Origin of the sequence: Streptomyces nanshensis (genome assembly GCF_001751255.1) — a bacterium.
Classification (GTDB): domain Bacteria; phylum Actinomycetota; class Actinomycetes; order Streptomycetales; family Streptomycetaceae; genus Streptomyces; species Streptomyces nanshensis_A.
On the sequence record NZ_LJGW01000270.1, the window covers coordinates 1 to 13,633 of the forward strand.

Sequence of the window (13,633 nt, forward strand, 5' to 3'; positions counted from 1 at the left end):
CGACACCGCAGCCGCAGCCGCAGCCGCAGCAACCGCAGGCCCCGCAGCCTCCGCGGTCCCAAGTCCCGCCGCACGGCGGCCCGTCCGCCGCCGCCGAGCTGGCCGCGGCCGTCGGGTCCCACGACGCGACGCTCATCCGCCGCACGCTCGACGAGATCGAGCCGCACGCCGACGCCGCCACCGCGTACTTCTACGCGCTGCTCTTCGTACAGCAGCCCCAGCTCCGCGACCTCTTCCCCATCTCCATGGACGCCCAGCGCGACCGGCTCTTCCGCGCGCTGCTCACCGCCGTGCGTCTCGCCGACGAAGTGGAGACGCTCACCGAGTACTTGGCGGGTCTGGGCCGCGGCCACCGCAAGTACGGCACGCTCCCCGAGCACTACCCCGCCGTCGGCGAGTGCCTGCTGGGCGCCCTCGCCGAGTACGCCCCCGAGTCCTGGAGCCAGGAGGCCGAGGACGCCTGGGTCCGCGCGTACACGCTGATCTCGCAGGTCATGATCGACGCCGCCGCCGAGGACGCACAGCGTGCCCCGGCCTGGTGGAACGCGCAGATCGTCTCGCACGAGCTGCGCACCCCGCAGATCGCCGTGATCACTCTCCGCCCGGACCAGCCGTATCCCTTCCTCGCGGGCCAGTACACGAGCGTCGAGACGCCGTGGTGGCCGCGCGTGTGGCGGCACTACTCCTTCGCGTCCTCGCCGCGCTCCGACGGGCTGATCTCCTTCCACGTCAAGGCCGTTCCCGCCGGCTGGGTCTCCACGGCGCTCGTGCACCGGGCACGTCCCGGCGACGTGGTGCGCCTCGGTCCGCCGGCGGGCAGCATGACCGTCGACCATGTGACGGACAGCGGGTTGTTGTGTGTCGGCGGCGGTACGGGGATAGCCCCGATCAGGGCACTGGTGGAGGATGTCGCCGAGCACGGACGCGCGCGTCCCGTCGAGGTCTTCTACGGCGCGCGCAGCGATCACGATCTGTACGACCTGGATTCCATGATGCGGCTTGAGCAGCAGCACCGATGGCTCTCGGTGCGTCCGGTGGTCGCGAGCCCGCCGGGGTCGGCGTTCGCGAACGTCCTTCCCGGTCAACTCCCGGACGCCGTCAGACAACACGGCCCCTGGTCCGCGTACGACGGTTATCTGTCGGGGCCGCCCGGGATGATCCGCCGCGGCCGGGACGCGCTGGTGGCCTCGGGCGTCAGCGCCGACCGGATACGGCACGACTCGCTGGCGGAGCTGATCAACAGCGGGGAACGGACCCCGGGTTGAGCCCGTACACGGGTGTACGCCGGGGGCGCGGGCCGCGGGGCACGGAGCCCGCGCGGACGCGGACGGTCGCGTAGGCCCCGCCAGACGCCCGGACGCACCGCGACGACGACAAGCCGACCACCGACACCAGTACGAGCGCGAGTACGAGCACCAGCACGACGAGCAGCGACGAGCAGCGCGAGAAGCAGCACAAGCGACAGCGACGGCAAGCACACGAGCGTGAGGACGAGCCGGGCGTCCGTACGGGAACGCCGGGCAGCGGAAGCGGAAGGGGTCAGCGGCGTGGCTGAGGCGGAAGAGCCACGTCCGTGGGTCGGGCAGGACTCACGGACGGGGCACGAGCACGAGCACGAGCGCGGGTCACGGCCCGAACACGACAGGGCGGCGCCCGACGGTGCGCAGTGGCGTCCCGGGAGCGACGGCGAGCGGCTGGTGCAGCGGCGGCTCGGCACGTCCGACCGGGCCGAGCGCTTCTACGACGAGCAGGTGCTCGACCATCTGAACGAGCGCATGCGGGAGTTCGTACAGCGTCAGGAGATGTTCTTCCTGGCGACGGCGGACGCCTCCGGGGAGTGCGACAGCACTTTCCGCGCCGGGCCCGCCGGCTTCCTCCAGGTGCTCGGCGAACGCACCCTGGCCTACCCGGAGTACCGCGGCAACGGTGTGCACGCGAGCCTCGGCAACATCGAGGAGAACCCTCATCTGGGCATACTGCTCGTCGACTTCACGCGTGCGCGCATCGGTCTGCACATCAACGGCCGGGCCGCCCTCGTCGAGGACGGGCAGATGCGCGCCCTCTATCCGGAGCTGCCCGAGGATCCGGTGCCGGGCCGCCGGCCGCAGCTCTGGGTGCATGTGGACGTCGAAGAGGCCTACATCCACTGCGCGAAGCACATTCCGCAGATGCAGAAGGCGCCCCGCCGCACCGCACGCGACTGGGGCACGGACGACTACAAGCGCAAGGGCGGCGACTTCTTCGGTACGGCGCGGGACGCGCGGGACCGTGCGCCGGCGGAGGCGGGCGGTGCGCGTGAGCACGCGTCCGGTACCGAGGCGTCGGGGGTCTCCGGGACGGCCGGGGTCTCCCAACCGTCGGGATCCGCCGAGCAGTTCGGGACCTCCGAAACCTCCGGGGCTTCCGGGACGTCCCGGGAGCCGGTCCGCGGGGCGGAGCCGTCGGCGCAGGCCGAGCCCGCCGAGTCGTCCACGTCCTCGGAGTTCTCCGCCTTCGCCCCGCGGTCCTCCCGTACCTCCTCCTCGTCGTCCTCCCTCTCCTCCTCGCCCTCGTACGGCGAACTCCTGGGCCACATACGGGAGGAGACCCAGCCGGAGCCCCGGCCCGAGACGACGACGGCCACCGCCACCGACGCCGTACGCGAGACGCCCGATTCGCCCTGGCAGCGGCGGCGCGTGCCGGAGGTGCAGGCTCCGGGGCTGAGCGTCCCCGAGCAGCGGCGCGCTCCCGACCGGCAGTGGCCGGAGACCTCCTCGCGACCGCAACAGTCCGCGCTGTACACCTCGTTCGGCTCGGAGGAGCAGACGGGGGCGACGGCGATGGACGGTGCCTCGGGCGCGCTCGCGGCGCGCGGTGCGCAGTCCGCCGTCGACGACGGTCTCCACAGGGCCGGTTCGGATCCGCATGCGTGGCGCGAGGAGGCCGAGCGGGCGCTCGCCGAGGCGCAGCGCAGGGGAGCGGAGAACGAACGGGGCACGTTCCAGGGCTGGTTCGGCTGAGACCGGCGCTCTCCCGCGACACGGTCCTCCCAACTCCCGCTCTCGGACGTGCTCTTCGCCGGGCGGCGCGTCCCGCGTCCCGCGTGTGACGCGCCGCTCCCGCCTCACCCCAAGTCGGCGGCGAGCAGCGCCAGTACGCCTTCGATGTTCTTGTCGAGGTACGCGCTGAGCGCGGGAGGCACGACGTCGACGGACGCGATGCCCTCGCGCGTGAACGGCACGCGTACGAACTCGTAGGTGCCGCACGGCTCGTCCACCTCGGGGCCGTGCCGCCGCGAGAGGTCCATCGAGGCCAGGCGGCAGACGAAGAAGTGCTGGACCTTGACGCCCGCTTCGCCGTCGTCGGTGGTGTGCGGCACGGTGTCGACGAAGGCGGGCACCACGTCCGTGACCTTGCCGCCCAACTCCTCGTCGATCTCCCGGTGCAGGGCCTCGACGACGCTGCCGTCGACGTCCGGTTCGACGCCGCCGCCGGGTGTGATCCAGTACGGCTCGCGGCCCGGCTTGGTGCGTTTGATCAGGACGAGGGAGGGGGCGCCGGGGCCGTCCTCGTCGAGGAGCACGGCGCGTGCGGTGCGCTTGACCACGGGACGCTCATGGGCCATGGAAGACGTCTGGCCCGCGGAGGGCCACGTCAAACCCCGTCGCGGCGCGGATGTACGGACATGCTGACCTGTGGGCCCGCTCCGTCCGCACACCACGGGACCGGCACATGCGGTGGCGAATATCTCCACAGAGGTATATCGATAATGTCGTCTCTGTCACTGGACATTGACGCAGAGTCAACTAATCTGGAACGAGCGGTTCTTCCGCGCGTCGAACCGCGACCGGGCGGTTCGAGGCATGAGGGGGGAGCCTCGAACCGCCCTTCGTCGCGCCCGAGTTGATCTCGCCGCGACCTCCGGGCGCGCGGCTGCGGCTCAACTGCCGTCCCCGGTCCCGCTGTTCGCGCCGTTTCCGTTTCCGTTTCCGTTCCCGTTCCCGTTCCGGGGCCGCGTCTCGCGAAGCCCTTTCTCTCTCGGTGCCCGTTTCGCGGTGCCGGCATCCGCGTTCCCGTCCGCGCCCTTCCGCGGAAGCCGATGCCCGTACGGGGCGGATGCCTGTGCGCGTCGATGTCCGCACGGCCGATGTCCGTGCGGACCCATGTATTGACCCCGGAAGTGACCGCCCCCAATACTGCGTTCGCAGTGCGTGCAAGTGTGCGTCAGTCGAACGAGGAGTGGCGATGTCCGCCGGAGCGATCCTGAGAAGCGCCTTCACCAGCAAGCTCTATGTCACGGTCCTGATCGCGATCGTCCTCGGCGCCGCCCTCGGCCTCGCCGCACCCGGCGCCGGCGCCGCCATGGAGCCGGTGGGCACCGGGTTCATCTCGCTGATCCAGATGCTGATCGCCCCGGTGATCTTCTGCACGATCGTCACGGGCATCGCCTCGGCGGGCGAACTCACCAGCGTCGGACGGATCGGAGTGAAGGCCCTCGTCTACTTCGAGGTGCTCACGACCATCGCGCTGATCATCGGGCTGGTCGTGATGAACGTGGCGGCGCCGGGCGCGGGCGTGCACGCCGACCCGGCGAAGGCCGACGTCACCGGCAGCGCCCGCGGCTATCTGGAACAGGGAGAGGCGCAGCACTGGTACGACTTCATCGTCCAGATCATCCCCGACAGCATGGTCGGCGCCTTCACCGAGGGCAACGTGCTCCAAGTGCTGCTGATATCCGTGCTGTTCGCGATCGCGGTGAAGATGCTCGGAGAGCGCGGCGAGGGGCTGGTGCGCGGGATCGAGCGCGTCGGCGAGGCCGTCTTCGGGATCGTACGGCTGATCATGTATCTCGCTCCGCTCGGCGCCTTCGGGGCGATGGCCTTCACCGTGGGGAAGTTCGGCACCGGCACCCTCGTCTCGCTGCTCGGCGTCGTCCTGCTCTTCCTCGTCACGAGCGTCTTCTTCTCGGTGGTCGTGCTCGGGGTCGTGGCACGGCTGTGCGGCATCCGCGTTCTGCGGCTCTACCGTCACTTCAAGGCCGAACTGCTCATCACCCTGGGGACCTCCAACTACGAGGCCGTCATGCCGCAGTTGATGACGAAGCTCGAGAACCTGGGCTGCCCGAAGCGGATCGTCGGGCTCACCGTCCCGTCCGGCTACGCCTTCAACGGCGACGGCGTCTGCCTCTACCTCGGCTTCGCGGCCCTCTACATCTCCCAGGCGTTCGACGTGCATCTGTCGTTCTGGCAGCAGCTCGGACTGCTCGCCGTCTTCATGATCACCTCGAAGGGCAGCGCGGGGGTCGCCGGTGCCGGCTTCGTCATCCTCGCCGCCACGCTCTCGACGACGGCGACCGTGCCCGTCGCCGGGATCATGCTCATCCTCGGCATCGACCGCTTCATGTCCACGCTGCGCGGACTCGTCAGCCTCACCGGCCAGATCCTCGGCAGCATCGTGGTCAGCCGCTGGGAGGGCGTCTTCGACAGGGAGCGTGCGCAGGCGGTGCTGTACGGGCGGGAACCGGCCGCCGAGGGCGCGTACGCCGAGTCCGCTGCGGGTGCGGAGCGGCAGCGGTGACCTCTCCGACGGCGGCCGCAGCGGCACCGGTACGGGTTCCGACTCCCGTACCGCGGCGGCACCGGCACCAGTACCACCGGCACTACCGGCACTACCGGCACTACCGGCACCACCAGCACCGGCGCGAAAGGAACACGATGGCCCGGCTCGACCACGTCCGCCACGACAGCGAGGTCGCGGAACGCATCCGCCGGCGCAGGGGCGGGCGACTGACCCCGCTGGACGGCATGCTGCTGCACAGCCCGCCCGTCGCGGACGGCTGGAACAGCCTGCTCGCAGCCGTACGGGAGCACAGCTCACTGCCGGCGGACATCCGCGAACTGGCGATACTCCGGGTCGCCGCGCTCAACGGCGCACCGTACGAGTGGCGAGCGCACGAACCCGTCGCACGCGCCGCCGGGTTCACGGACGCGCAGCTCGCGGCCCTGCACGAGGGCGGCGACGTGAGTCCCCTCAGTCCGCGTCAGCGTGCGGTGCTCGACTACACCGACGCCATGACCCGCCAAGTGACCGTGCCCGAGGCGGTGTTCGACGCGCTGCGCCCGCACTTCGACGACCGGGGGATCGTCGAGCTGACCGCCACGGTCGGCACGTACAACCTGGTCTCGCGCTTCCTGGTCGCGCTGGAGGTCGGCGAGGGCGCTCCGCACGGCGGGGACGGTTCGCAGAGCGGGGACGGTACGGCCGTGTGCGGCGGTGTACGGAAGGAGCCCGGCGCATGAGCGCGGAGACCGGAACCGCCGCGCAGGGCACCCGCGGTACCCCCCGTACCCCCGATCCCTGGCCGCCGGCGGAGAACGGCAGGCTCGCCGGGAAGGTCGCCGTCGTGACGGGTGCGGGATCCGTCGGTACGGGCTGGGGCAACGGACGTGCCACGGCGGTGCTGTTCGCCCGCGAGGGCGCCACCGTGCTCGCCGTCGACGTCGACGAGGAGGCGCTCGCGGAGACCGCCGCCCTCGCGAAGGACGGGCACGGCCGCACCGGCCGGTCGGGACGCGGACGCGTGCTCCCGCACCTGTGCGACGTCACCGACCCGGACGCGGTCGCCGCCCTGGCCGAGCGCTGTTCCCGCGAACTCGGCGGCCCCGACGTGCTGGTGAACAACGTCGGCGGTTCCCGCGCCGGCGGCCCCGCCGAACTCGACGAGGAGGGCTGGCGGTCCCAGCTCGACTACAACCTCACCAGCGTCTACCTCACCTGCCGCCACACGGTCCCGCTGATGTGCGAGCGCGGCGGCGGCGCGATCGTCAACACCTCCTCCACCTCGGGGCTGCGCTGGACCGGGTCGCCGCAGATCGGCTACGCGTCGGCGAAGGCCGCCGTCATCCAGTTCTCACGGGTCGCCGCCGTCCAGCACGCCGCGGACGGCATCCGCGTCAACACCGTCGTCCCCGGACAGCTCCACACGCCCATGGTCGAGGCGCGGCTCGCGGGGCAGCGCGCCGGCGGCGACACCGCCGCGCTCCTCGCCCGGCGCGAGGCCCGCATCCCGCTCGGTTTCACGGGCGACGGACGCGACACCGCCAACGCGGCGCTCTTCCTCGCCTCGGACGAGGCCCGCTTCGTCACGGGCACGGAGATCGTCGTGGACGGCGGCATGACCGCCCGCTGCGACTGACGGACCGAGCGCACACTTCGTACCTGGACCTGGACCTGGACCTGGACCTGGACCTGGAGCCGTACCGCCCGCCCGTACCGACCGTCCGTACGACCGCATGTCCCGACTGCCCGTCCCCGCCGCCGTATTCGCGCCTGGAGCCAGCCCGTGAACGAACCCACCTGTCCGCCGCCGGTCGCCGTGCCACGCACGCCCCGTACGGTCCTGCCGCCCGGAGCCTGCGATGCGCACTGCCACATCTTCGGCCCCACCAGCACCTTCCCGTACGCGCCCGAGCGGACCTTCACCCCGCCCGAAGCGCCACGGGAACGCCTGGAGGAACTGCACCGCCTGCTCGGTCTGGAGCGTGCCGTGATCGTGCAGTCGGCCTGTCACGGCACCGATCACTCCGCCCTGCTCGACGCGCTGGAGCGGGGCGCCGGCCGCTACCGCGGTGTCGCCATCGTCACCTCCTCGACCCCGCCCGCCGAGGTGCGCCGCCTCCACGAGGCCGGAGTGCGCGGCGCGCGGCTGCACTTCACCCCGCACCTCGGATCGGCGCCGAGCGAGGAGGAGATCCGCGCCGTCGTCGGACTCGTACGCCCCTACGGCTGGCACATCGCGCTCCACGTCCAGGGCACCGGCATCGCCGACCACGAGGCGCTGGTCCGCTCGATCCCGCTGCCCGTCGTCATCGACCACATGGCACGCGTCGATCTGCGCGACGGCCTGGAGAGCCCGGCCGTGCACGCCCTGCGGCGGCTGCTGGAGAGCGGACGGGTCTGGGTGAAGGTCAGCGGCGCCGACCGGCTCGCCCTCTCCCCGCCGCCGATGGACGACTCGGCGGCGCTCGCCCGGCTCCTCGTCGCGGACGCGCCCGAACGGACCGTCTGGGGAACGGACTTCCCGCACCCCAACACCCACGGGTTCATGCCGGACGACGGCGACCTGACCGATCTGCTCCCCGAGATCGCGCCCGGTACGGAGGGACTGCGGCGGCTGCTCGTCGACAACCCGGTGCGCTGCTTCGGCTTCGCGCCGGTGCCGCCGGTGCCGTCGGCGCCTCCGGAATGACACGGGACGAGGGCCGCCCGGTCTCCTCAGTGCAGACCGGTGTAGCCGATGTCGGACGTGATCGCCTCCGCGGTCTCCACCACGCGTGGCACGCACACCCGGCGCAGCTCCTCCAGCGGCACCCGCGCCGCGTTCGCGGAGACGTTGACCGCGGCCAGCACCCGGCCGCCCCGGCCGCGCACCGGCGCCGCCGCCGAGCGCACGCCCTCCTCGCGTTCGCCGTCGACCACGGCGAAGCCCTGCTCCCGTACCCGGTCCAACTCCCGACGCAGCGCCTCCGGTTCGGTGATCGTGTTCCTGGTGAGCGGCTCCAGCCGGACGCCGGCCAGCAGCGCGTCCAGCTCCTGCGGGGGGAGCGCGGCCAGCAGCACACGGCCCATCGACGTGGCGTACGCGGGCAGCCGCGAACCGATGCTCAGCGTGATCGACATGCTGCGCGCGGCGGGCACCCGCGCCACGTACACGATCTCCGTGCCGTCCAGCGTGGCCATCGAGCAGGACTCGCGCAGCTCGTCGGCGAGCGCCCGCATCCGCGACTGCGCCGTCTCCCAGTACGGCAGCGCGGAGAGATAGCCGAAGCCGAAGCGCAGCACGCGCGGCGTGAGGGAGAAGTGGCGGCCGTCGGTCTCGGCGAAGCCGAGCCGCTCGAAGGTCAGCAGTATCCGGCGGGCCGTCGCCCGGGAGAGACCCACCGCCTCTGCGGCCTCCGTCACGGACATCCGAGGGCGTTCCGCCGAGAAGGACTCCAGCACGCGGAAGGCCTTCTCCACCGAGTCGATGACGTCGGGATCGCTGCGTGACACCGCTCGCGCCTCCCCCGTCGCACCTCGTCCGGACGATCACCGTTCAACCGCCGCAAACGCTACACCGGCGCCGTCACCGGAGAGGATCTCCCCCATGAGCGAGGGTCTGCTGTACGTCCTGTCGGAGCCGGGCGCGGTGCCCGAGGAGGAGTTCCACGACTGGTACGACACCGAGCACGCCCCGGCACGGCTCGCCGTCCCCGGCGTACGCAACGCCCTGCGCTACCGGGCGGCGGACGGGCGCACCCCGTCCTGGATGGCCTGCTACGACCTCGACCCCGGCGCGCTGGACACCCCGGAGTACGCGCGGCTGCGCAGCGGGCGCAGTCCGCGCGAGCAGCGCGTCGTGGACGGCTTGGCAGTGCTGGACCGGCGGGTCTATGAACTCCTCGACACCCACGGTGAGTTGCCCGCCAGGCCCGCGGAGCGGGCGCCGTTCGCGCTCTGCGTCGCGATGAGCACCGGCGACGAGGCGGCCCTGCACGACTGGTACCTCGGCGAGCACATCCCCCTGCTGCACACCCTGCCGGGCTGGTGGCGCACCCGCCGCTTCCGCCTGCGCGAAGGCACCGGCCCCCGCTTCCTCGCCGTCCACGACCTCGCCGGCACCGCCTTGTTCGAGACGGAGACCTACCGCCACGCGACGAGCACCCCGCTGCGCGCACGTGTGCTGCGCGAGGTCACCGAGCGGGAGCGCCGGCTGTTCCGCTTTCACGGGGCGGTGGGGGGCGAAGGGGGCGAGGAGTGAGGGGCGGGCCGTGCTGCGTCGGCCCGCCCCCGGCTCCTCAATCCCTCCCGGTCACTCCGTGGCCTCCCCGCTCACTCCGTGAGCGGCAGATAGACCCTGTTCCCCGACTCCGCGAACTCCCGTGACTTCGCGAGCATTCCGGAGCGGACCTCGTCCTCCGTGAGGGCGTCGGCGCCGTCCGGTGACTGGGGGCCGAACTCCTCCATCACCGCCCTGCTGATCTTCATCGAGCAGAACTTCGGCCCGCACATCGAGCAGAAGTGCGCGGTCTTGGCCGGTTCCGCCGGCAGCGTCGCGTCGTGGAACGAGCGGGCCGTGTCCGGGTCGAGGGCCAGGTTGAACTGGTCCTCCCAGCGGAACTCGAAGCGGGCGTCGGAGAGCGCGTCGTCCCAGTCCTGCGCCGCGGGATGGCCCTTGGCGAGGTCTGCCGCGTGGGCCGCGATCTTGTACGTGATCACGCCCGTCTTGACGTCGTCGCGGTCGGGCAGCCCCAGATGTTCCTTCGGGGTGACGTAGCAGAGCATCGCCGTGCCCCACCAGCCGATCATCGCGGCGCCGATGCCGCTGGTGATGTGGTCGTAGCCCGGGGCGACGTCCGTCGTGAGCGGACCGAGAGTGTAGAACGGCGCCTCGTCGCAGACCTCCTGCTGCCGCTCGACGTTCTCCTTGATCTTGTGCATCGGGACGTGGCCCGGGCCCTCGATCATCGTCTGGACGTCGTGCTCCCGCGCGATCCGGTTGAGTTCGCCCAGGGTGTCCAACTCGGCCATCTGCGCGGTGTCGTTGGCGTCCGCGATGCAGCCGGGGCGCAGCCCGTCGCCGAGGGAGAACGTCACGTCGTACGTGCGCAGGATGTCGCACAGCTCCGCGAAGTGCGTGTAGAGGAAGCTCTCCTCGTGGTGTGCGAGGCACCAGGCCGCCATGATCGAGCCGCCGCGCGAGACGATGCCGGTCTTGCGGCGTGCCGTGAGCGGTACGTAGCGCAGCAGCACCCCGGCGTGCACCGTCATGTAGTCGACGCCCTGCTCGCACTGCTCGACGACGGTGTCCTTGTAGACCTCCCAACTCAGCCTCTCCGCCCGGCCGTCCACCTTCTCCAGCGCCTGGTAGAGGGGGACGGTGCCGATGGGCACGGGCGAGTTGCGCAGCACCCACTCCCGTGTGGTGTGGATGTTGCGGCCGGTGGAGAGGTCCATGACCGTGTCGGCGCCCCAGCGGGTCGCCCACGTCATCTTCTCGACCTCCTCCTCGATGGAGGAGGTGACGGCCGAGTTGCCGATGTTGGCGTTGACCTTCACCAGGAAGTTCTTGCCGATGACCATCGGCTCGGTCTCGGGGTGGTTGACGTTGGCGGGCAGTACGGCGCGGCCCGCCGCGATCTCGTCCCGTACGAACTCGGGCGAGCAACGCTCGCGCAGCGCCGCGTACTCCATCTCCGGAGTCACCAACCCGAGTTTGGCGTAGGCGAGTTGGGTGACGGAGGCGGGTCCGCCGCCGTCCGGGCGCTCGCGTCCCCGGCGGGGACGGCGGGCACGGCCGGGGAAGACGGCGTCGAGTCCGGCGAGGTCGCCCTCCGCGCCGCGGACCAGGCCGCCGCGCGGGGTGGTGTGCTTGATTCCGTCGTCCTCGGGCCGCAGTTCACGGCCCGCGTACTCCTCGGTGTCGTCGCGTTCGGTGATCCAGTTGCGGCGCAGCGGGGACAGCCCGCGGCGCACGTCGGTGTCGATGGCGGGATCGGTGTACGGCCCGGACGTGTCGTAGAGCGTCACGTCCTTGCCGTCGGTGAGGTGCACTCGGCGGACCGGGACCCGCAGGTCCGGGCGGGATCCGCTCAGATATCCCTTGTGCCAGCCGAGCCGACGGCCGTCGTCCTCGGTGGCGGGGGTACGTGCATCCTGCATGGTCATGCGACCAACTCCCTACGCCGGCATTACCCGGTACCAGGTTCGGCGGTCGACGCAGCGTTCTCCGTGGCCGGTTGACCGGTGTACGGAGGTCAGCGCCCTCTCAGCCCCGTGCTCGGAGCTCCCGCGGTGTGCAAAGGCCCCTCCACGCTAGTGCTATGACGCTGGTGATGAACAGGGCGCCCCGGAGGCGGCCCTTTGCGATGATCGGGGCGTGACTCCGACTCCGCGGTCCCCATGGGACCGGCACGCATCAGGCCCCGCCGAGCCGTACCCGGGCCCGGCTCCGGGACGCGAGCGCGAGGGGGAGCGCCAAGTGCCCGGCGCGGCAGGGCAGTCGTACGGGGAATCGTACGAGCCGTCGTACGAGCAGCAGTCGTACGGGCAGCAGGGGCAGGGCGCCGCCCGTGGGCAGGGCCACGGCTACGGGCAGGGGCCGGCTCGCGGGCCCGGCTACGGGCCCGGTCCGGGGTCTGCTCCCGGGCCCGGCACGGGGCCGATTCCCCGGCCCGGTTCCAGGCCCGGTCCGGGATCCGGCCACGGCGGCCCCGGACACGGCGGTCCCGGTCCCGGCGGATCCGGACCGGGCGGTCCCAGCGGTCCCAGCGGTCCCACCGGACACAGCGGACACGGGCACGGCCACACCCACGGCCACGGCCCCGCCGCCCCCGTCTCCCGGCATCTGCGCAAGGTCATCGCCGCCGTTCTGATCCCCTTCGCCGTGGTCGTCCTCGGCGGGCTCGTAGCGCTGTGGCCCGGCGGCGTACCGGCGAACGACGGCCCCGAGGGCGTCGGCTTCGACCGGCCCACGCTTCCTGCCCGTGTGACGGCGGTGCGCGTGGTCGACTGCAAGGACGTCAACGTGCAGCCGGGCCAACCCGCCCAGTCCGGGGGCCAGTCCGGCGGAGCCGCCGCCGGCGGTGCGGACGCGGGGGGCCAGGGCGGCGGCGGAGGCAAGGGCGGCGGTACGTGCCGCAAGGCCACCGTCGAGGTCGCGGCCGGCAAGGACAAGGGCACGAAGTTCACCGAGGTCGTCACGCCCGACGCCACCCGCACCTACACCGCGGGCCAGGACGTCGTCGTCGCCTACGCCGCGAACGCGCCGCGCGAGCTGCGCTACAGCGTCATCGACGTCGACCGCGACTTTCCGATGGCGCTGCTCGCCGGGGTCTTCGCGCTCTTCGTGGTCCTGGTGGGACGGCTGCGCGGCGTGCTCGCGCTGGTCGGTCTCGCGGTGAGCTTCGCGGTGCTGAGCCTGTTCATCCTGCCCGCGATACTCCAGGGCTCGAATCCCCTGCTGGTGGCGGTCGTCGGGGGCAGCGCGATCATGCTGGCGACGCTGTATCTGTGCCACGGCCTGTCCGCCCGTACGTCCGTCGCCGTCATCGGGACGCTGATATCGCTGCTGCTGATCGGCGTGCTCGGCTCGGTCTTCATCGGCTGGGCGCATCTGACGGGCAACACCGACGACCAGACGAGCCTGGTGCACGGCCTCTATCCGGGCATCGGCATCCAGGGCCTGCTGCTGGCGGGGGTGCTGATCGGTTCGCTGGGCGTGCTCGACGACGTCACGGTCACCCAGACCTCGGCGGTCTGGGAGCTGAAGGAGGCCGATCCGGGCGCCGGCTGGCGGAAGTTGTACACGTCGGCGATGCGCATCGGCCGCGATCACATCGCCTCGGTCGTCAACACCCTGGTGCTGGCCTACGCGGGTGCCGCGCTGCCGCTGCTGCTGCTGTTCTCCATCGCCCGCAGCGGTGTGACGACGGTCGCCACGAGCGAGGTCGTGGCCGAGGAGATCGTCCGTACGCTCGTCGGCTCGATCGGCCTCGTCGCCTCGGTACCGGTGACGACACTGCTGGCGGCCCTCGTCGTCTCCTCCGACCGCCGGCGCAGGGCCGCGGCCGCGGGCCCGGACACCGACGGTGCGGTGCCCGGCGGCGCCGCGGCC

General features: G+C 71.9%; 11 protein-coding genes. 8 read left to right on the plus strand and 3 right to left on the minus strand.

Annotated elements, in window-relative coordinates:
- Together AN218_RS15885 and AN218_RS39070 are read left to right on the plus strand one after the other, a co-directional pair.
- Positions 1-1,265 (plus strand): globin domain-containing protein (locus AN218_RS15885; RefSeq protein WP_244900472.1); only part of this gene is annotated, 1,265 nt, incomplete at its 5' end.
- 282 nt (positions 1,266-1,547) lie between these two features.
- Positions 1,548-2,999, plus strand: a complete 1,452-nt coding sequence (locus tag AN218_RS39070) for a pyridoxamine 5'-phosphate oxidase family protein (RefSeq protein WP_420855974.1) — start codon at positions 1,548-1,550, stop codon at positions 2,997-2,999.
- A gap of 104 nt (positions 3,000-3,103) precedes the next feature.
- Here AN218_RS39070 and AN218_RS15895 read toward each other — a convergent pair whose 3' ends face one another.
- On the minus strand, positions 3,104-3,604 hold the full coding sequence (locus tag AN218_RS15895) for an NUDIX domain-containing protein (protein ID WP_070017541.1): 501 nt from the start codon (positions 3,602-3,604) through the stop codon (positions 3,104-3,106).
- A gap of 620 nt (positions 3,605-4,224) precedes the next feature.
- Between AN218_RS15895 and dctA the strand changes: the two genes are divergently transcribed.
- From dctA to AN218_RS15915, 4 genes are all read left to right on the plus strand, one after another.
- Positions 4,225-5,556: a C4-dicarboxylate transporter DctA gene (gene dctA / locus AN218_RS15900; protein ID WP_070017542.1), complete on the plus strand. Its 1,332-nt coding sequence runs from the start codon at positions 4,225-4,227 to the stop codon at positions 5,554-5,556.
- Positions 5,553-6,278 carry a carboxymuconolactone decarboxylase family protein gene (locus AN218_RS15905; RefSeq protein WP_244900473.1) on the plus strand — a complete coding sequence of 242 codons (726 nt, stop codon included), beginning with the start codon at positions 5,553-5,555 and terminating at the stop codon, positions 6,276-6,278. The genes dctA and AN218_RS15905 overlap by 4 nt, the downstream gene beginning before the upstream one ends.
- Positions 6,275-7,174: an SDR family NAD(P)-dependent oxidoreductase gene (locus tag AN218_RS15910; RefSeq protein ID WP_079132218.1), complete on the plus strand. Its 900-nt coding sequence runs from the start codon at positions 6,275-6,277 to the stop codon at positions 7,172-7,174. Before AN218_RS15905 ends, AN218_RS15910 begins: the two co-directional genes overlap by 4 nt.
- Before the next feature lie 147 nt (positions 7,175-7,321).
- Positions 7,322-8,227, plus strand: coding sequence for an amidohydrolase family protein (locus AN218_RS15915; RefSeq protein WP_070017543.1), 906 nt, complete (start codon positions 7,322-7,324; stop codon positions 8,225-8,227).
- A 26-nt stretch (positions 8,228-8,253) separates the two neighbouring features.
- Here AN218_RS15915 and AN218_RS15920 read toward each other — a convergent pair whose 3' ends face one another.
- The gene (locus AN218_RS15920; protein WP_070017544.1) at positions 8,254-9,030 is read right to left on the minus strand and encodes an IclR family transcriptional regulator domain-containing protein; all 777 of its coding nucleotides are present in this window, start codon (positions 9,028-9,030) and stop codon (positions 8,254-8,256) included.
- 94 nt (positions 9,031-9,124) lie between these two features.
- Here AN218_RS15920 and AN218_RS15925 point away from each other — a divergent pair, with 94 nt between their 5' ends.
- Positions 9,125-9,778 (plus strand): hypothetical protein, encoded by a 654-nt coding sequence (locus tag AN218_RS15925; RefSeq protein WP_070017545.1) that lies wholly within the window; start codon positions 9,125-9,127, stop codon positions 9,776-9,778.
- 71 nt (positions 9,779-9,849) lie between these two features.
- Here AN218_RS15925 and thiC read toward each other — a convergent pair whose 3' ends face one another.
- On the minus strand, positions 9,850-11,685 hold the full coding sequence (gene thiC / locus AN218_RS15930; RefSeq protein ID WP_070017546.1) for a phosphomethylpyrimidine synthase ThiC: 1,836 nt from the start codon (positions 11,683-11,685) through the stop codon (positions 9,850-9,852).
- Between the two features lie 313 nt (positions 11,686-11,998).
- Between thiC and AN218_RS15935 the strand changes: the two genes are divergently transcribed.
- Positions 11,999-13,633: YibE/F family protein (locus tag AN218_RS15935; RefSeq protein ID WP_079132219.1), on the plus strand; the 1,635-nt coding region annotated here is incomplete at its 3' end.

Bases quoted from the DNA above. Each gene is read 5' to 3' on its own strand.
- AN218_RS15910 (WP_079132218.1), top strand. From the start codon at position 6,275: ATGAGCGCGGAGACCGGAACCGCCGCGCAGGGCACCCGCGGTACCCCC.
- dctA (WP_070017542.1), top strand. From the start codon at position 4,225: ATGTCCGCCGGAGCGATCCTGAGAAGCGCCTTCACCAGCAAGCTCTAT.
- AN218_RS15925 (WP_070017545.1), top strand. From the start codon at position 9,125: ATGAGCGAGGGTCTGCTGTACGTCCTGTCGGAGCCGGGCGCGGTGCCC.
- thiC (WP_070017546.1), bottom strand. From the start codon at position 11,685: ATGACCATGCAGGATGCACGTACCCCCGCCACCGAGGACGACGGCCGT.
- AN218_RS15895 (WP_070017541.1), bottom strand. From the start codon at position 3,604: ATGGCCCATGAGCGTCCCGTGGTCAAGCGCACCGCACGCGCCGTGCTC.